General features: G+C 49.8%; 13 protein-coding genes. All 13 read left to right on the top strand.

Annotated features, from left to right (window positions below):
• The first annotated feature begins 74 nt into the window (after positions 1 to 74).
• From prsK to ABEA14_RS14855, 13 genes are read left to right on the top strand one after another with little or no spacing between them, the layout of a single operon-like run.
• Complete coding sequence (gene prsK / locus ABEA14_RS14915) at positions 75 to 2198, top strand: XrtA/PEP-CTERM system histidine kinase PrsK (RefSeq protein ID WP_345340893.1); 2124 nt, start codon at positions 75 to 77, stop codon at positions 2196 to 2198.
• 49 nt (positions 2199 to 2247) lie between these two features.
• Positions 2248 to 3621, top strand: a complete 1374-nt coding sequence (prsR, locus tag ABEA14_RS14910; protein WP_345340891.1) for a PEP-CTERM-box response regulator transcription factor — start codon at positions 2248 to 2250, stop codon at positions 3619 to 3621.
• 39 nt (positions 3622 to 3660) lie between these two features.
• Positions 3661 to 6453 carry an XrtA/PEP-CTERM system TPR-repeat protein PrsT gene (gene prsT, locus ABEA14_RS14905; RefSeq protein WP_345340889.1) on the top strand — a complete coding sequence of 931 codons (2793 nt, stop codon included), beginning with the start codon at positions 3661 to 3663 and terminating at the stop codon, positions 6451 to 6453.
• A 4-nt stretch (positions 6454 to 6457) separates the two neighbouring features.
• Positions 6458 to 7333 (top strand): XrtA system polysaccharide deacetylase, encoded by an 876-nt coding sequence (locus ABEA14_RS14900; protein ID WP_345340887.1) that lies wholly within the window; start codon positions 6458 to 6460, stop codon positions 7331 to 7333.
• Positions 7334 to 7363: 30 nt separating this feature from the next.
• Positions 7364 to 8863: an exosortase gene (xrt, locus tag ABEA14_RS14895; protein ID WP_345340885.1), complete on the top strand. Its 1500-nt coding sequence runs from the start codon at positions 7364 to 7366 to the stop codon at positions 8861 to 8863.
• A 14-nt stretch (positions 8864 to 8877) separates the two neighbouring features.
• Positions 8878 to 10014, top strand: coding sequence for a glycosyltransferase family 2 protein (locus ABEA14_RS14890; protein ID WP_345340883.1), 1137 nt, complete (start codon positions 8878 to 8880; stop codon positions 10012 to 10014).
• Between the two features lie 4 nt (positions 10015 to 10018).
• Positions 10019 to 11143, top strand: a complete 1125-nt coding sequence (locus tag ABEA14_RS14885) for a glycosyltransferase family 4 protein (protein WP_345340881.1) — start codon at positions 10019 to 10021, stop codon at positions 11141 to 11143.
• Positions 11144 to 11147: 4 nt separating this feature from the next.
• Positions 11148 to 12536, top strand: a complete 1389-nt coding sequence (locus tag ABEA14_RS14880; RefSeq protein ID WP_345340879.1) for a phenylacetate--CoA ligase family protein — start codon at positions 11148 to 11150, stop codon at positions 12534 to 12536.
• Positions 12533 to 13678, top strand: a complete 1146-nt coding sequence (locus tag ABEA14_RS14875; protein ID WP_345340877.1) for a glycosyltransferase — start codon at positions 12533 to 12535, stop codon at positions 13676 to 13678. Before ABEA14_RS14880 ends, ABEA14_RS14875 begins: the two co-directional genes overlap by 4 nt.
• Positions 13679 to 13681: 3 nt before the next feature.
• Positions 13682 to 14665, top strand: a complete 984-nt coding sequence (locus tag ABEA14_RS14870) for a glycosyltransferase family 2 protein (RefSeq protein WP_345340875.1) — start codon at positions 13682 to 13684, stop codon at positions 14663 to 14665.
• Positions 14662 to 16089 (top strand): MBOAT family O-acyltransferase, encoded by a 1428-nt coding sequence (locus tag ABEA14_RS14865; RefSeq protein WP_345340873.1) that lies wholly within the window; start codon positions 14662 to 14664, stop codon positions 16087 to 16089. The genes ABEA14_RS14870 and ABEA14_RS14865 overlap by 4 nt, the downstream gene beginning before the upstream one ends.
• 8 nt (positions 16090 to 16097) lie before the next feature.
• Positions 16098 to 17273, top strand: a complete 1176-nt coding sequence (locus ABEA14_RS14860) for an SGNH/GDSL hydrolase family protein (protein ID WP_345340871.1) — start codon at positions 16098 to 16100, stop codon at positions 17271 to 17273.
• A gap of 27 nt (positions 17274 to 17300) precedes the next feature.
• Positions 17301 to 19385: an HAD-IIIC family phosphatase gene (locus ABEA14_RS14855; RefSeq protein ID WP_345340869.1), complete on the top strand. Its 2085-nt coding sequence runs from the start codon at positions 17301 to 17303 to the stop codon at positions 19383 to 19385.
• Positions 19386 to 19448 lie beyond the last annotated feature (63 nt).

Genomic DNA, 19448 nt, shown 5'->3' with positions numbered 1-19448 from the left:
GTTAATTAATAGATGTTAACTGGTCAAATTATGATTTATTGATACTGAGTCTCGTTTCTGTATAGAACAGGTAGGTGGCCAGGTTCATTACTGCTACTATCGAGTGGTGGTCTGGGATGATGATGGTGTTATATGGAGGTTTCCCCAGAATGGATATGGCGCAAATAAATCTGGTTAGTTATCTGTTTGCTGGTTTAGCATTTTTGCTCTTTTTTGGCCTGCAGCTGACAACCAAGCGGACCGGATTGCCTGCCAAACTGCTTTTTGCAACCACACTTTTCCACTTGGTTTGGGCTGTTCTTCTCGGTATTGGTAGCTTAGCTGAGCATCCGCCTTATCACCTCATGCTGGCGCTCGATGGTGCCAGATATATAGTATCTATATTGCTACTAGCGAGCTTGTTGCACTCATCTGAGACCATCAATGTGTTGATCAAGCGAAGTAAGATATTGCGCTGGTTTCTGCCTCTGTCACTACTGCTGATTTTCTCCGATCTTTTTATGCCAGAACTGAAGTTTCCTCCGGTTACGGTGTTGTTTAGTGGCCACCTCTCTTTGGCTGTCGTCGGGTTGATGGCTGTAGAACAGGTTTTTCGATATGGAGATAATCAACAACGCTGGGCGTTGAAACCCTTGTGCCTGGCTTATGGCGCGCAGTTTGCGTTTGATTTCGCGATGTACGCTGAGGCAACTTTATTCAATCATTTGGATCTGATTATGTGGGTGGGCAGAGGGCTGGTATTCGCCCTTAGTGTTCCTTTCCTTTTGATATCGTCTCGCCGAATAAAGCAGTTATCTCTGAAGATCTTTGTTTCTCGCCAAGTGGTGTTTCACAGCACTTTGCTATTTGGCGCGGGTATTTATTTACTGTTAATGGCTGGTGCAGGTTATTACATTCGTTACTTTGGTGGCGAGTGGGGCACGCTGGGCCAAATGTTGTTCTTTGCGCTCGCACTGTTGCTGTTAGCCTCACTTTTTTTGTCCGACTCGCTACGCCGCCAAGTGCAAGTATTTATCACCAAACACTTCTATGCCAATAGATATGACTACCGAATCGAGTGGCTGAAAACTAACAAGAAATTAGCAGAGAGAGGTGTCGATGATTGTATCTATTCGACGGCTCTGGATGCGATGGCTACGGTAGCCAAAACTTCCACAGGATGCTTATTGAGGCGACAAGGACAGCACTTGGTTGAGCAAGCTCATACGGCCTCTCTTGGTAACAACGCCACCAGAGATATAGCCAGAGAAGTTGCGCTGGCCAAGCCGTTCTGCCAGGAAACGCGTTGGATCATCGATTTGGATGAATATCAGAATCATCCCGGGCGTTATGCTTCACTATCTATCGATGTTGCTTTATTGCGCCAAAATGGAATTGAGATATTGGTGCCCATGATGGAAGGCGAACAATTGACAGGCTTTTTTGCGCTCGGCCGTGCAGAGGGCGAGCCGAGTATCAATTGGGAAGATCGAGATTTGTTCAATACGGTTGCTCACCAACTGGCAACTTTCCTCAGTTTACATGAGGCCTCTGAAGCTTTGACAGAGTCGAAGCAGTTTGATGCATTCAATCGTATGTCCGCATTCTTGTTGCATGATTTGAAAAACATTGTGGCGCAATTGAATCTTATTGTGGTCAATGCCGTTCGCCATAAAAACAACCCAGAGTTTATTGATGACAGTCTGGATACACTCAGTAATGCGGTGGCCAAAATGCAGCGGTTGATGACTCAGCTGAAGCAAAGTACGCCCACTCCGGAGTCACGCAAGCAGGTGAATCTATGCAGCCTGCTCGAAGAACAAGTGGCTCGTCATCAGCAGTCCCAGCCTAAGCCAATTCTTTCTTGCTCCGAGCAGATAAGCATCAGCCTTGATGGTGAGCGATTTGCCGCCATTATTGGCAACCTGATTCAGAATGCACAGGATGCAACGCCTGACGAGGGAGAAGTGACCGTGACCATGGCCACCAGGAAAGGGGGGGTTGAAATCCTAGTGAATGATACGGGCTGTGGCATGAGCCGGGAATTCATAAACGAGAGGTTATTTAAGCCTTTCGACACAACTAAAGGTAACGCTGGTATGGGCATCGGGGTTTACGATGCTCGTCAGTTTGTTCAGGGGTGTGGTGGCAGCTTGGCTGTTGAAAGTGAGGAAGGTAAAGGAAGTTGTTTTACATTATCTTTACCTATTCACAGCTAGAGCGGATCTGTCATACTAGACCCGCCCCGACAACATGGAGAGTATAGGCTTGGTGGTTAAAAAAGATTATTTGTTGATCGTTGATGACGATCCGGGCATTCAGAAACAGCTGAAGTGGAGCCTGGACAAGTATGATCTGGTTTTTGCTGATGATCGTGCATCAGCGATCAAACAATTAAGGCGCTTTGAGCCTGCGGTTGTTACGCTGGACCTGGGTCTTCCGCCTGATCCTGCTAATGCCAGTGAGGGCCTTAAAGCGCTGTCAGAAATTCTCTCTCTCGCTCCCTCCACTAAAGTGATCGTAGTCACCGGTAACGATGACAAAGAGAACGCTTTAAAAGCTATCGCCGAGGGTGCATACGACTATTACCACAAGCCGATTGACCCTGATGTCCTTCAGGTCATCATTGACCGCGCTTTTCAGGTTCATCGTCTCGAAAGTGAAAACCGCCGTTTAGTGGAGGCATCTACGCCTGGTACGGCCGGAATTATAGGTACCAGCCCTGAAATGACCCGGGTCGTACGATTAACTGAGCGCGTTGCCCCAACGGAGGCAACCGCACTGCTTTTAGGTGAAAGCGGAACGGGTAAAGAGGTATTCGCTCGCGCAATTCACCAGCTGAGCCCTCGTAAGAATGCGCCTTTTGTTGCCATTAACTGTGCTTCAATTCCTGAAAATTTGCTCGAAAGTGAGCTGTTTGGGTTTGAAAAAGGTGCGTTTACCGGAGCCCACAAGAAAACACCTGGGAAGATCGAGTGTGCTCAGGGCGGCACGCTGTTTTTAGATGAAATCGGCGACATGCCAGGCGCTCTCCAGGCCAAATTACTCAGATTCTTGCAGGAACGAGTCATAGAGCCTGTCGGTGGCCGTACGGAAATTCCTGTGGATGTTCGCGTGGTTTGCGCCACCAACAAGGATCTTCAGGAAATGGTCGCGAATGATGAGTTTCGTGAAGACCTGTTCTATCGCATCTCCGAGATCACCTTTAACTTGCCAGCCCTGCGAGAACGCGAGGGTGATGTTGTGTTATTGGCTCGTTCATTTTTGCATAGCTACAACCAGGAGCTGGGACGCAATATTCTAGGGTTCAATGATGATGCGCTGAAAGCAATATGTAATTACTCCTGGCCGGGAAATATTCGTGAGCTGCAGAATAAGGTCAAGTCGGCCGCCATCATGGCAGATGGCAAACTAATCACAGCTGAAGATTTGGGCTTAGACGCGCTGGCTGAAAAAGATATGGCGTTTAATCTGCGCGCTGTGCGTGAAGAAGCAGAGAAGAAGCTGATATTCAAAGCATTCAGTTACACTGATTACAATATATCTCGCTCGGCAGAGCTGTTGGGAGTCACCCGTCCAACTCTCTATTCATTGATGGACAAGTACAACATTACCGACGAGCGAAACAAAAAAGCGCAGTAAGCGCAGGCTGGCAAGGAAATGCAGAGGGAGAGATTGAAAATGGTTGCAGGCAAGGGAAAACGTCACTTGTGGCGGGTTAGTTTGTTAGCAGGGGCTATCGCACTGGCCGGTTGTGGCGAAAATAGAACCGAAGAAGATTATTTAAATTCGGCTTCGGGATATATCGAGCAGGGGCAACCCTCCGCAGCCATTATTGAGTACAAAAATGCGCTCAAACTCAATCCGAAGAATGCCCAAGTCCGTTTGCTTCTCGGTAAAGCTTATCTGTTACAAGGTGATGCAGAAGGCGCCAAGAAAGAATTGGAGAGAGCCCTTGAGTTGGGCGTTGAGCGATCTGAAGCGCTTGTTCCCTTGGCGAAAGTTTTGAATCAGACTGCGCGTTTGGATGAACTGCTTGAGCTTACTCAAGACTTGAGCGAATTGCCTGCCGATACTCGCCTTTTACTTCATGTGATGCGCGGACAAGCGTTGGTCAATCAGAACAAACCTGATGATGCGCGATTAGAATTCGAGCTAGCCAACGAGATGGATCCCAGAGCGCCAATGGGACAGCTGGGTGGGGCCTATCTGAGTACATTAGACAACAAGCTAGAAGATGCTCTCGCCAGTCTGGATAAGCTACTTGCTGAACAACCCAATTTTATTGAAGCCTTGGTACTTAAAGGGCGATTGTTGCTGGCAGGTGGTGAGTCAGAAAAAGCCGCGGTTACCTTTGCTCACCTGGTCAGTGTTGAGCCAAAAATCATGGGTTATCGCTTGCTGCAGAGCGAAGCTTTGATTGCGGCTAAACAGTACGACAAAGCTTCGGAAGAGCTGACTACCATTCGCAAGACGTTACCCAAGCATCCTGTCCCTATCTATTACGAAGCCGTTATTGCATTTGAACGTAAAGACTGCCCCTCAGTGCTTGAGCGAACGACCGAAGTCCTTCAGATCCTCCCTGAGCACTTCAACAGTCGCATGCTGTCAGGTTATTGCCACTTCCTTGAAGGTAATAATGAACAGGCATATCAGCTGCTTAGCGGTGTCGCGCCGCTAACGCCCTCTAATCATCTCGCGCGCAAAACATTGGCGATAACCCAGTTCCGGTTGGGCTATCACGACCAGGCAGCGGACACCTTGCGTGGTTTAGAGTTAGATAATGAAAACGATATGGCGTTGCTCTCGCAGATGGGCGAAGAGTTCATGAAAAGTGGCGAACATGAGCAGGCCAAAGAATTGTTTGAGCGAGCTCTTGGTGGGAATAGCGACCCGGCCAACATGCTTCGACTGGGCATGGCCAAACTGTCGATGGATGATGCCGGTGGGCTGGCTGACCTTGAACAGGTTTTGGAACAAAATCCGGAGATGAAGAGCGCTCGGTTGTTGCTGGCACTGAACTTGGTAAAACGAGACCGGGCACCAGAAGCGCTGGAAGTGGCTCAAAAGTGGGCCAAAGAAGCACCAGAAGAGATTGATGCTGCCAATTTACTGGCAACAATTTATCGAAGCATGGGTGATTTCGATAAAGCTAAGCAGGAGCTGGATCGTGCTCTGTTGTTAGAGGGTGACAAACGCAATACCTACTATCAGGCTGCGCTGGTTGCTGCAGAGCAAGACGATGTCGCTACTGCAAGAGATATGTATCAGCGTTTGCTCAACGACGCTCCACTTAATCTCAGGCTGCTCCGTGAGTGGTTTCTGGTTGAAAGAGACAACGGTAACTCTCAGTTGGTTGGCGAGTATTTGGATAAGGCCGTTGCTGAAAACCCTGAATTAGCGCAGGGCTCTCTGGTTAAAGCGCAGTTTTTGCTTTCTCAAGGGAAGCGAGATGAAGCCGTCGACCTGCTTGATAGCTATAAGCCTGGTGCTGAGTTTTACGGCGAGGCGGCAATGGCTAAAGGGCGATTGTTAACCAAAGAGAGGAAGTTAGGCGAAGCGCAACAGGTGTATCAAGCCTGGCTGGAAAATGCGCCAGATGATTTTCGTCCTTCGCTGTTCCTCGCTGAAAATCACGAATTCCAGCAGCAGTTCGATAAAGCGATCAACGTGACTCGGGGGGCGTTAACTAAGTTCCCTAATGAAACGCTGCTGTCGCTGATGATGGCAAACCTGCAGTTGAAAGCGGGCAAGATCCCTGTCGCGGCTCAAGAAATTGAATCACTCAAAGCGAAAGGTGTAGACAGCACCTATATGCAGGAGCTTGAGGGGCGGCTGGCAATGCACCAAGGGCAATGGGTAAGTGCCATTCGCATTTTAAGCAACGTGCAACGGGAAGAACCGACTGCACAACGAGCGCTTTATCTGGGCCATGCATATATTCGCTCAGGCAACACTGAACAGGCGCAGCGCCACTTGGAAGCCTGGTTGAAAGATCATGAGAATGATCAAGGTGCACGTAGCTTGTTAGCCCAGCTCTATCTGCCAAAAGACCAGGACATGGCGATTGACCAGTATCGAACCTTGATTGAACAAAACGATGGCAATGTTATTGCGCTGAACAATCTGGCTTGGCTTCTATCTGAGAAAGGCCATTTAGACGAAGCTGAAAAGCACGCCCGTAGCGCAATGGCGAAGGTGAGTGGCAACGCCATGATCCAGGATACGCTGGCAACTATTCTCCTCGCCAAGGGTGAAAACGAAGAAGCTTTGGCTCTTTTACAAAAAGCGGCGACATCAGCCAGTGACGACTTGGGGATTCAGTTTAATTATGCCAAAGCGTTGGCAGCAGTAGATAAACCAGAGGATGCGGAGAAAGTGCTCGACTCCATGCTGGCAAAACCTGCCGCTGCCCAGTTCCAGAAACGAGAGGAAGCGCTGGCATTATTGGAAAAGGTTCGTGCAAAAGGATAGCCCTATGTCGCAGTTGCAAGGCGCGATGACTATCGATGTGGAAGACTATTTCCAGGTAGAAGCGTTTGCAGGCATTGTAAAGCGAAGCGAGTGGGACAACTATGAGCGTCGTGTGGCTATCAGCACCCGCAAAGCGCTCGCTTTGTTCGCTGAGCATGACGCCAAAGCTACCTTCTTTATTCTTGGTTGGGTGGCTGAGCGAGAGCCCGAGTTAGTTCGAGAAGTTGTCGCGGCAGGCCATGAGGTCGCCAGCCATGGCTACGGGCATGAACGTGTATGTGGGCTAACGCCAGAGCAGTTCGCCGCAGATGTAGGTCGTGCAAAAAAGCTACTAGAAGATATCAGTGGCAAAGCGGTAGAAGGGTATCGAGCGCCTTGTTTTTCCATAAGTCAGGACAATCAATGGGCACACGATATTATTCTGGAAGCCGGGCACAGTTATAGCTCCAGCATCTATCCGATTAAACACGACCTTTATGGCGTCCCCGATGCACCGACGACGCCATTCAGGTTGCCAAATGGATTAATCGAGATCCCTGCCAGTACCTTAAAGATGGGTGGCCATAACCTACCCATATCGGGCGGCGGTTATTTTCGTCTGTTGCCATTATCTCTTACCCGTTGGGCGTTGAAAAAACATGCCAGAGAACAGGGACAGGTAGTTTTCTACTTTCACCCCTGGGAGCTCGATACCGCCCAGCCTCGAATGATACAGGCTTCTCGAAAATCAAAGTTCCGGCACTATTTGAACTTGGAGCGCATGGAGCCCAGATTATCGGCATTGCTGTCAGAGTTTAACTGGCAGACCATGGCGGATTTGTATTTGCAGCAAAGGGATAAATACCCTGTCGTAGATTGGCAGAGTCTGTCGCCAGCGTGATGTAGCGGCGTATGAAGGAGGATATCGGTCATGGAAACGGCTAAGAAAATCCCTTGGAATGTGATAGTGCCACCCATGCTAGTCGTACTGGTGGGTTGGCTTTATTGGTCTACCATGGGCACGCTTTGGCAGCGCTGGTGGGAGTTTGATGAAAGCTACGGCCATGGCTTGCTACTTATGGGGGTGATCCTCTGGTGGTGTCATGACCAGAGAGTCGTTTTTCGATCTCTGCCCTTATCTCCTCTCCTCATTGGTGTCGTGCCTTTACTGATAAGTGTGGGCTTATGGTGGGTAGCTGCGGCAACTGATATTTTGGTTGTTCAACAGGTGCTTTTACCTTGGATCTGGTGGTCTGCTGTATTATTGGTGGCGGGCCCACACATAGCTAAACAGTGTTTCTTCCCCGCATTACTGTTTTGTTTTGCTGTACCCATCTGGGATCACATCAACGATTATTTGATTGATCTAACCGTGGTAGTTACCACATCTCTACTCTCTCTGCATTCAATGCCGGTTCTGATTCAGGGAAATGAAATTCACCTTCCCAGCGGCATTATTACTGTCGCGGATGGCTGTTCTGGCTTGCGCTATCTCATCATTGGCATGGCGTTTTCACTGCTTAGTGGTCAACTGTTCTTCAAGAGCTGGCGTTGGCGACTGAGTTTACTGGGTTTGGGCTTGTTTCTCGGCCTGTTTACCAACTGGTTACGCGTCTATAGCCTGATTATTATCGGTTACGTAACCGAGATGCAGAGCGGTTTGCTTGAGGATCATGAGCTATACGGCTTTGTGCTGTTTGGCATTATCTTCAGCATCATGTTTTTCCTTGTTCGCTGGCGAGGTGACAATTCAGCGCCTAAGCCAGTCGAAGGCATGCCAGCTTCCCGCACACCCGGCTTGCCACAAACCATCATGGGATTCGTCATTGTGGTTGTGGCACCCCTATCGCTCGCTGTTTTAATCAAAACACCTCCAGTGGCAGAGTTCAGGTCGCCAGTCTTGGTTTCAGAATATCCTGAAGTCATTCAGCCTCCCGCTGCCATGACGCCGGCTTATTTCAGACCGATTGAGCGAGCAGAGCGCGTAACGCAATGGTTTAAAGTGGCCCAGCAGCCTGTGTTGCTTGAGCGGTTTTATTACTGGCAGCAGCAGGAGCGTCAGGACTTTATGCCGTATCGCTGGCTGTTTGCGCGCAATCAGTGGGTGACGCTCGCTTCTGAGCAGAGATTACTGGCTGATGGAACGCCCATTATTGTTAAAGAGATGGAGCCTCGAACTGGTCCACGCCAGGTATGGTTGGTTGGGTATTGGATGACAGTAGGGGGGGCGCCACAGACCAACCCTTATATGGCGAAGTTAGCAGAGTTGCCGGCGCTTTGGCGGCAACGGCATGACGCTGCGTTGGTCTCTTTACAGCTGCCATGCAAGTTTGATTGTAGTGAGGCCCGTCAGGCGTTGGCGCAAGTATTATCATCCCAGGGCGAACAGTTGCAGCAGCAATTGGCGTCTCGTTGGCAGTTAAAGCAGTAGTATGGAATGACATGATGGAACTTCTCTTTTGGCTACTCTTAGCACTACTGATTTACATCTATTTTGGTTATCCGACGCTGGTTGCCTGGATGGCAGAATTCAAACCGCGTCCAGTTGCCAAAGCAGAGATAACACCCAAAGTGTCAGTGCTGATTGCTGCATTCAACGAAGCTGACCATATTGAAGAAACGGTCAGAAACAAACTGGCACAGGATTACCCCAACGAATCCCTTGAAGTGATCGTTATTTCTGATGGGTCAGATGATGGCACAGATGAAATTGTTCAACAGATCTCCAATGAAGACGCCAGAGTGAAACTTCTGGTACAAAGCCCCCGAGCGGGGAAAACGTCAGCATTGAATATGGCGGTGCCGGAAGCGAGTGGTGAGTTGATTGTGTTTTCAGATGCCAACTCTGTGTACCGACATGATGCTATTCGCAAGTTAGCTGCCAATTTTGCCGACCCAGAGGTGGGATATGTCACCGGGCAGATGATCTACGGTAATCCTGAATCGAGCATGACGGCAGATGGTTGCAGTGCATATATGAAATATGAGAATGCATTGCGTCGCTGGGAAACCGGTATAGGCTCAGTAGTAGGGGTCGATGGCGGTATCGATTGCATGCGCAAAGCGCTCTATCAGGAGATGAATGCCGATCAATTGCCGGACTTTGTACAGCCATTGAAAGTCGTTGCACAGGAGCATCGGGTCGTTTACGAGGCTGATGCATTGCTGGGAGAGGATGCTCTGGACGATAGTGGTCGCGAGTATCGCATGCGCGTTCGCGTTGGGCTAAGAGCTTTGTGGGGTATGTGGGATATGCGGGCGTTGTTCGACACCAGTAACAACGCCTTGTTCAGTTGGCAGCTTTTCAGTCACAAGCTGCTGAGGTATCTGGCATTTATTCCGCAAGCATTGCTACTGCTGGTGCATCTTCCATTGTCTGTGCAGGGCGGCTTTTTTGGCTTCACATTTATCCTGCATTTAGCGTTTTATGGATTGGCTCTGATTGGCCATCTTCGACCCGGTGGTGGGGCGCTGGTCAGTATTCCTTACTACTTTACGCTGATTAATGTGGCATCAGCTCATGCTTTTCTTCGATTTGTGAAGGGAGAAAAAGTGGTGCTGTGGAAACCTCGCGTAGGATAAGTCGATGCATGTGATGCACTTGATCGACAGTGGCGGTCTTTATGGCGCTGAAAAAATGCTGCTTGGACTGGCTAAGGCATCCTTAGCCAAAGATGCGCAAGTGACGCTGCTCAGCGTTGGCGATATCGGTGTGCCTGAAAAGCCGATAGAAACCATGGCAAAGTCATTGGATCTGCCTTTGATTTGCTTGCGGATGAAGAATGGCCTGAATCTCGCTCTGGCGCGCAAGGTGGTTGATGAGGCTCGCCGCCTGGGAGTCGATCTGCTGCATAGTCATGGCTACAAGTTCAATATCCTGATGGGGCTGCTACCCAAAACGCAACGTCTCCCCTGCCTGTCTACGGTACATGGCTATGTGCACTCTCCTGTTGGGACCAAAATGTGGTGCTACGAATGGCTTGACCGCAAGATGCTCAAGCGACTGGAGCGTGTAGTTTTTGTCAGCGAAGAAACCTGCAAGCATCCAAGGGTGCGGTCTCTGAAAGTGGCGGGTGGTCAGGTGATTGCCAATGGTATGGATTGGCAGTCAGAGATAACTCCTTATCCGTTGCCCAAAGATATTGAAACGTTTATCCAGGGTGCCGAGCATCTGTTGCTTGCTGTTGGGCGTTTATCTCGCGAAAAAGGCTTTTCACATCTGTTGCACGCGATGGCCGACATGGAGCAAAGCCACCCCGGTACTAAGTTACTTATTGTTGGTGAAGGTGGTCAGCGAGAGTTTTTAACTGAGTTAACTGATCGGCTCGGATTAAATCAACGAGTGTTGATGCCAGGTTTCAGTGACCAGATACCAGCACTTCTGCAACGAGCAGACCTGTTTGTCATGCCCTCCCTAACCGAAGGTTTGCCGATGGCCTTATTGGAAGCCATGGCCAGTGGCACCCCTGTGGTGGCATCCGCTGTGGGTGGCATTCCTGACGTGCTGGAACAGGGAAAATGTGGTGTGCTGGTCCCTCCTGCGGATGATGTTGCGTTGAGCAAAGGGATTGCGTCTTTACTCGACGATCCAGAGAAAGCTGCCATTACCGCAGCAAAGGCCAGGGTTCGTCAGCTGGAAAACTACAGTGTTGGTGCAATGACAGACGCATACCTGGCGCTCTATCAAGATCTGCTGGCAGGGAGTCATTAGATTCATGTCTCCCTGGATGGAAAAACTCTATTATGCGTCACCAGTTTGGTGCCAGAATCTGCTGGTCTCCATGTATGGCCTGAAACTTCGAAAGGAGCGTTTCAGCCCTGATGCCGAACGCTACCTGAAATCCTTGCTTGCCAGTGAAAATCGCGATCAAGAGGCGATGAAACAGCTGCAGTCCGAGAAGTTTGTCGCACTGGCAAAAATGGCCGTTACCCATGTTCCCTACTATCGAAACTGGGCAAAAGGAGAGGGGCTGGCGGCTGACGACATCAGGGATTTAAGCGCACTCGAATGCTTTCCGATTTTAGAAAAGCAGCAGCTAAGAGAAGATCCTCAATCTCTGGTGGATGAGCGTGTAATTGCCAGTGGTCGTTATTTTACGCTCAATACCAGTGGTAGTAGTGGCTCTCCTATTACGATTTACAGCGACGTTGATAGTCGCACAGAGCATTATGCTTTCTGGAGCCGATTAAGACATTGGTTTGGTGTGGGCCCTCTCGGCAGAAGAGCTACACTGTTTGGCCGCATTATCATGGCTCCTGAACAAAGTCAGCCGCCTTTCTGGCGCTATGACAGAGCCCAGCGAAATCTACTGATGTCTTCTTACCATCTGGCCGATGAAAATCTCGCGGCTTACTATCAGCAACTGGTCCGCTATCAACCAGAAGAGATCGTTGGTTATCCCTCCAGTATTTACCCGATTGCCAGATACATAGCGCAGAACAAGTTACCCAGGTTAAAGCCGAAAGTGGTTTTTACCACCGCCGAAACCTTATTGGGGCATCAAAGAGAGATGATAGAAGCCAGCTTTGATGCTCCGGTGATAGACCAATATGGCTGCACAGAAATGGCACTATTTGTTTCTCAATGTGAGCACGGTGGTATGCACCTGCACCCAGAGCACGGCATCTTGGAAATACTCAATGATGAGGACCAGCCAGTGGCGCCGGGTGAAACGGGCCAGGCGATATGTACCGGCTTGGTAAACAGAGCCATGCCCCTGATCCGTTACCGCTTGGGTGATTGTTTGACGCCCTCTGATGTTGATTGTGAGTGCGGCCGTGCTTTTCCAGTGTTGCAGCAGTTAGAGGGCCGAGTGGATGACATTCTGGTTACCCCTGACGGGCGCCCTCTTGGTCGCATGGACCCTATCTTTAAGGGGATGCGGGGGATTTACGAAACGCAAATCATACAAAAAGCCAGAGACCAACTATTGTTCAGGCTGGTAAGAGATGAGCAATATGACCAGTCTGCGGAAGATGAACTTCGTTATGAAATCACTAAACGCACGGGTCCTCAGATGCAGATACAGTTTGAATATCTGGAGAGCATACCTAAGAACAGCAATGGCAAGTTTAAAGCCGTGATTTCGGAGCTGGCATCATGAGTTCCAGTTCCACTGCGCCAGCCATTCTTCATTTTGTTCATTGGCCAGTCAGCGGCATCATTGCACTACTAAAAGCATTGCTTCAGCAGTCAGATATGCAGAAGTACCGCCATTATTTGCTGTTATGTGAAGGAAACAAATCTCACCTGGAGTTTTTTGATGGACTGATAGAGGCCGGCGCTGTTCTGGAAAGCCATGGCAAACTCGCTGTCATGACCAAATTGCCAGAGCTGTTAAGACAGTGGCAACCTTCATTGATACACAGTCACTCTTTCCAGCCGTCATTCTGGACCCGTTGCTGGCGAACTGCAGATGTTCCACATCTCCGAACCATACATAACTGTTATCCCTACTTCACCGACAAGGGGGTGGCTGCGGCAGTCAAACGAAAGCTAGAGCATTGGGCGCTGTCTGGAAGTAACACTAAAACGGTTGCTGTGTCAGATCAGGCAAGTCAACAATTTGCTGATGCCTATCAGCTGCCAGTGGAAACATTGGTGAACGGCGTTAATCGCCGTGCGGTACTTGAGGCCGCTACGCATGCGCCAACTGACGCAGATCAATGGTTGGCGCGCCGCAACGACAAACGCGTCCTTGTCAGCTGCGGTCGTTTGCATCCTCAAAAAGGCTTTGATCTGGCGATTGAGGCGTTTGCCAGACTGCGGGAGACCCATCCCAAACTGGAGCTTTGGTTGATTGGAGAAGGGGAGCAGCGCACGCAATTGGAAAGTAAGGCGTCGGCTCTGGGTATTGAGAACCAAATCGTATTGTTGGGTCATCAGAGCAATCCATACTGGTTCTTGTCGCAAGCGGATATTTATCTGGCCTGTAGCCGTTATGAAGGGTTTGGTTTGGCGACTCTGGAGGCCATGTGTCTGGGACTGCCCGTCGTGGCATCTCCTGGTGCCACTGAACCATTGGGGCTGTCTAGCGAAAGTGCTTTTTGCTTAAGTGAACTCACAGCGACAGATCTCGCAAAAGGGATCAGTGAAGTGCTAAACAGTGATCAACTGCAGACAAAACTAGCAGAGCAAGCCAGAGTGTTTTCGCAACACTATAGTATTAGTTATACCGCTGATGCGTATTTGCAACATTATGCTGGCATGATGGGCGAAGCGTTGGCTGAATCAGGGAGTGTGTAGTCCGTGTTACCCTTTGTATCCATTGTGATCCCCGCCTTTAATGAAGAGCGCTACATTGCCCGTTGTCTGCAGTCTCTGGCTAAACTGGATTACCCCAGGGACCGTTTTGACATTCGTGTAATAGACAATGGTTCACAAGATCGTACGGCTGAGATCTGTCGCGAGCACGGTGTTGAGGTTGAAGTGCTGGAACGCTGTCTGGTGGGTGCCGTACGCAATCACGGGGTGGCTGAGAGCAAAGGCGAAATTGTTGCCTTTGTCGATAGTGACTGCGAAGTGGATCCGCGCTGGCTTTCTGCGGCGGTGGAGGAACTGAACAACCCTGAGACTGGCGCCGTGGGCGGTGTTTATCTGGTTGAAAAAGATGCCTGCTGGGTAGAAAAAGCCTGGATCACTGAGCAGGTGTCGGAACGACGTGAAACCGACTCTCTGGCGGGTGGTAGCTTTATCATGCGTCGTGCATTGTTTGAGGAGCTCGGTGGCTTCGATACTTCACTGTCTGCAGGGGAAGATGACAACCTATCCCATCGAGTGCAGCTTGCAGGCTACAAAGTGATACAGCTGAAAGATTGCGCTGTGGTACATCTGGGATATCCGAAAACGCTGTCAGGCACTATGCGTCGTCAGATGTGGCATGGCAGTTATCAAATCGAATCGGCACGCTCATTGTCAGATAAACTACTCTGGCTAACCCATCTCTACACACTCGCTGGCCTGCTCCTCATTCCTACTATATTGGCATCCTGGTTTGTACCAGCGATGGCCGTTGTTGCTTTGCTTTGCGCTCTGAGTTTACTGGGAATTCCCGGGTTGGCAGCAACTCACAGGCTTATTAAGTATGAGGGCAATCGTTTAGAGTTGGTGAAGTTGGCGCAGCTTTACGTCATCTACCAAGCCTATTTTGTGGGACGTATGTTTGGTTTGATTAAGAACTATCGTCGCCGCTGGTTCAGCCCGCGCAATTCTGCGGTGGGAGCAGGCGGATGACCTTTGCCTCCAAAGAGTACCTGTTCTTTTTTGTCACCGTATTAGTTTTGTACTGGTTATTGTCCCGTCGTCGGCAGAACCATATGCTGCTGGTGGCCAGCTATGTCTTTTACGCAGCGTGGGATTGGCGTTTTCTTAGTCTGATTATTATCAGCACATTGGTTGACCACTATGTCGGCCATAAGATATGCGATGAAAAGCGTACTCGGATCCGCAAGCTCTGGTTGACCTCCAGTTTGGTGATCAACCTGTCAATACTGTTTTACTTCAAGTACTGCAACTTCTTCATCGATAGTCTGCAAGGCATGCTTCAAGGCTTGGGCATAGAGACTGGGCTGCAGACGCTTAACATCATCCTGCCTGTGGGGATTTCCTTCTACACCTTCCAGAGCCTGAGTTACAGCCTCGATATCTATCGTGGGAAACTCACCCCCCACAAGTCATTGCTCACGTTTGCTACCTTTGTTGCTTTCTTCCCGCAATTGGTGGCGGGCCCCATCGTAAGGGCGCGGGAGTTTTTGTATCAATTAGATGCGCCTCGGAAATTCCACTGGGCGACGTTTGAAGATGGTGCGCTTCGCTTCCTGAAGGGGTTGTTCTGTAAGGTCTTTATTGCCGATAACCTGGGGATCTACCTGGTGGACCCTGTTTTTGTCGATACCGCCGGTCACAGTACAGGTATGCTGTGGCTTGCAATGATTGGCTATGGTGTTCAGATCTATGCCGACTTTTCGGGTTACTCGAATATGGCAATCGGTAGCGCCAAAATGTTGGGCTTCTCATTGCCGGAAAACTTCAACTTCCCTTACCTAGCTACCAGCATTGTTGATTTCTGGCGCCGCTGGCATCTGACTATGTCCCGCTTCTTCCGCGACTATGTCTATATCAGCCTGGGAGGCAACCAGTGCGGGCCCTGGCGAAACTTTTTTAATGTCACTGTGACCACTTTGATCAGTGGTTTGTGGCATGGTGCGAATTGGACCTTTGTTATCTGGGGTGGCCTGCATGGCCTGTTGGTGTCGCTGACCCATGTGTGGCAGCGATTGACCGATGGCAGTGTGATTGGACAGTTCCTGACAAAAGCCTGGTGGCTCCGTTGGGCTATTACTCAGTTGGCTGTGATGCTGCTTTGGGTGGTGTTCCGCAGTGATTCCATGGTGTCTGCTGTCGATTTTTACACAGGCTTGTTTGTGGTGCAGCAGGGGGCAGTATTGGCGTTGCCTGCCATTGTCTGGTTAGCATTTGTTGCGTTTTTGATTGAGCATGGGGTTGGTTGGTCTCAGGAGCATAGCTCCGATAAGTCGGATAATGTATCGGCCAGACCAGTGATGTGGGTGCGAGCAGGTGTTTATGTGGCGATGATGGTCGCCCTCACCCACGGCATGCCCAGCGGGCAGACCCCCTTTATTTATTTTCAGTTTTGAGGTCGGCAGTGTTTAGGTTTTGGCAACGATTATCACTTGATGCTCCGCTTCTTAAACGGGTGTTACTGGTCTGGATCGGCCTTGAGCTCTGCGTTGCATTCATCTTGCCGTCGGTATTGCCTACCCGTTGGTATTTTGATCTTTATCTACCGGACAAGGCAGTAGAAAGCACGCATAAGTTTTTAGCAGGCGAAGGTTATTTGAAGCCTGATGTGAATGTTGGCTGGGTAAACCAAAGTAATCTGCATGAGCATCACTGGCAGACCGATCAGTTTGGAGCGCGCACCACGGCAACATATGCCATGGAGCGTAATGGTCGTGGTCGTGTGCTGTTTGCCGGCAGTTCGATGATTAACGGTGGCCATCTCGCTTCCAACGCAGAAACTATCTCAGGTTTTCTTGCCAGCAATGAGCTGGAAACCATGAATTTTGGCACCATGTTGCACGAGATGGATCAGGTGCTGATCTACTACCGGCACTACCTCAAACAGTTCCAACCTGACCTGCTGGTGGTGGGGATCAATCCGGACCCAGTGTCTGGCTTAAAAAATTTGTACATTCCTTTGCGGCGTCCAAAAGAGGTTTACATGCCTTACCTGAAGCCGCGATTTGAATACAAGTTGGGCGTGCTCGCTCTGCTAAGCGTTGACCCACAGTGGTTATCTCCACTACCAAACCAACAACTACTGCATATTTTAGGCGAACACGATGCCTACTATGGCCGATTCGAGCGATATCAGCGCACACACTTTATGCCACTTTCCCGTTCTGTGGATTATCTCCGCAAGCAGTTTTCAAGGGTGTCAAAGCTGTGGCAAGGCAGCGACGAAAATGCTGAGCACCTGCTGGAGCTGTTGATGCAGCTTCTAATCAATGAAGCTGCTGCTGCCGGCACCAAGGTGGTATTCCTGGCAATGCCTGATGCCGCGCAATTTCGCGGTGGCTGGAAACAGAAGTTACACGATGATTATGGTGACCGCCTGGCCCGATTGAAAAAACGTTACCCGGTTATCGACGTGCGGAAACTGTTTAGAGAGAGTGGTTGGCGTCAAAAGCAGCTGTTTCAAGCGGATAGAGTGCACTATCAGCCAGCAGCGAACGAGTTGATTGCTGATGCCTTGCGTCAGTCAGATTTAAGTTGCCACATCCTGCATAGCTGCCAGCAACAAGCAGTTAGACAGTAAGCGTAAGCAAATAGGAAGAGGTGAAAGATGGAACTTGCGGCACCGCAATTGGCCGATAAGATCCGAGCCGCCAAGCCAGCATTGGTGCAAGCCTGGTATGAACATCAGTTTTCTCCATCATGGGTTGCCAACTGGCAGATCTCTGGTGTCAGAGAAGGTGATCGAGAGCGGCTGACAGAGCGTTTTCTTGCGCCCTTGGTCGAGCTGTTGTGTCGCTGTTTGGGTGGCGACCAGACTATGTCAGCCATCTATCTGGATGAACGCCTCAGGTATGCCCCTCATCGCGAGGCCATGTCTCGTCGTGCTGAATTTTTCCAGCAGCTATTAAATCAGGATCTGGCATCCCTGAGAAAGACATTGTCTCTGGCGCCTCCTGAAGAAGCCGTACTGGAACAGTATTGGCAGGAGCTGCATGCTCCGTTGCTGCGAGCATCAGAGCTGCCTGTATCACTGCTGGCATTAGGTGACTGTCTAATGAACGAGATCCGCGTGTTTCTGCCTGCGTTATGCGCTCAGCAGAATATCGCTTTGGATATGCGTTGTATTTACTTCAGTAATGCGCAGCAGCGAGGCTTGTCTCTGGATGATGTGAAAGCTTTTCTGTCTGTTAATCAGGTTGATCTTATCGGTATCAGCTTTTTTAGCTTTTCTGGCATCCCGGCTTATTCGTTAGTCCTGCGAGAAGCTGACCAACTCGATCAAGATGGCCTGCAGTCCAGAGTCGACATGCTGCTGGCGCAAGCGAGGGATTTTATCGCTGAGCTGCGCAAGCTAACCAATGTGCCGGTGCTACTGCATAACGTAAGTGGCTTGCCGCTGACCCGTTGGCGCCATCACCTGCCGGTTTTGCCTCCTCTCTCCAGAGGTCGAAAGCGTTTAATGGCGCTGCTTAATCAGGGGTTAGGTGATCTGGCAGAACATACTGAAAATTGCCTGTTAATCGATGAATGGCAAGCGGTAAACCAGTATGGCTGGCGTCCGGCATCCAAAAATTTGTTGCCAAAAGCACTCCGCACTATGGCTCATACGTCTGCATTTGGTCAGATGCTCTCACCTCAATATCTGAAGCCAATTCGGGCATTTCAGCACCTTAAGAAAACCAAGGCATTGTTGCTCGATTTTGATAATACGCTTTGGCGAGGCGTGATGGCGGATGAAGAGGTAGAACAATTTCATGGCCGACAAAAGCTGCTAAGAGAACTGAAAAACGCGGGTCTATTGCTAATTGCTGTAAGCAAAAACAGCGAGGAAAACATACGTTGGCAGGAGATGACGCTGCAGCCTGAAGATTTTGCTGCAACTAAGATCAACTGGCAGATGAAGCCACAGAATATCGCTGAAGTGGCTCATGAGCTTAATCTTGGGCTAAACAGTTTTGTGTTTATCGATGACAACCCGGTTGAGCGTGAGTTAGTTGCTAACGAACTCCCCGATGTGGTGTGCCTGGATGCTGAAGCTGATTGGGTTTGGCAGTCCCTCGAACTACTGTTTGAGTTTCCCAATACTCAGCAAACTGAAGAAGCCAGCAAGCGTACCGAGATGTATCAGCAACAAGTGGCGCGGAAACAGAGTATGGGTGGTCAGTTAGACTATCCGGCGATGATGGCTTCTCTTGGACTAACGATGCGCTTCAGCGAGGCGCTGGATAAAGATCTCGATCGCGTCAGTGAGTTAGTGTCACGAACCAACCAGTTCAATACTACTACCATTCGTTATGACAAATCAGAATTGGCAGAGATGATGACAAGCCCTAATTTCCGGATTTTTGTGGCTGAGCTGGGCGATAAATTTGGGGAGCTGGGTATTGTTTGTGTGGCTGTGATCGAGTGTAAGGACAATACTTGGTATATCGCTAATTTCATAATGAGCTGCCGCGCGATGGGCTTTAATCTCGAGCTTGCCATGTTGCATCAGGTTGTGAAATTAGCCCAAGCTGCTGATGTTTCAGCAGTAACTGGGCGCTATGTCGCCAGTGACAGAAACCTGCCTTGTGCACAGCTGTTCGCCAATGCAGGATTTGAAAAGAGCAACGACATTGATTGGCAATTGGAAGAGGCGTCTTTTGATGCACTTCAAGCCGTCGAATGGATTACACAAAAACCGCGAAGTTGAAGCCGCGAGTTGGTGATGCTTTGCTAAACTGAGCATAAGTAGAGACAGGATGTAGGTGATAAC

Source organism: Corallincola platygyrae (assembly GCF_039544265.1).
GTDB classification, from domain to species: domain Bacteria; phylum Pseudomonadota; class Gammaproteobacteria; order Enterobacterales; family Neiellaceae; genus Corallincola; species Corallincola platygyrae.
Note: the sequence above shows the minus strand (reverse complement) of the source record. Positions and strands in the feature narration are given on the sequence as shown.

Bases quoted from the DNA above. Each gene is read 5' to 3' on its own strand.
- prsT (WP_345340889.1), top strand. From the start codon at position 3,661: ATGGTTGCAGGCAAGGGAAAACGTCACTTGTGGCGGGTTAGTTTGTTA.
- ABEA14_RS14900 (WP_345340887.1), top strand. From the start codon at position 6,458: ATGTCGCAGTTGCAAGGCGCGATGACTATCGATGTGGAAGACTATTTC.
- xrt (WP_345340885.1), top strand. From the start codon at position 7,364: ATGGAAACGGCTAAGAAAATCCCTTGGAATGTGATAGTGCCACCCATG.
- ABEA14_RS14890 (WP_345340883.1), top strand. From the start codon at position 8,878: ATGGAACTTCTCTTTTGGCTACTCTTAGCACTACTGATTTACATCTAT.
- ABEA14_RS14885 (WP_345340881.1), top strand. From the start codon at position 10,019: ATGCATGTGATGCACTTGATCGACAGTGGCGGTCTTTATGGCGCTGAA.
- ABEA14_RS14880 (WP_345340879.1), top strand. From the start codon at position 11,148: ATGTCTCCCTGGATGGAAAAACTCTATTATGCGTCACCAGTTTGGTGC.
- ABEA14_RS14875 (WP_345340877.1), top strand. From the start codon at position 12,533: ATGAGTTCCAGTTCCACTGCGCCAGCCATTCTTCATTTTGTTCATTGG.
- ABEA14_RS14865 (WP_345340873.1), top strand. From the start codon at position 14,662: ATGACCTTTGCCTCCAAAGAGTACCTGTTCTTTTTTGTCACCGTATTA.
- ABEA14_RS14855 (WP_345340869.1), top strand. From the start codon at position 17,301: ATGGAACTTGCGGCACCGCAATTGGCCGATAAGATCCGAGCCGCCAAG.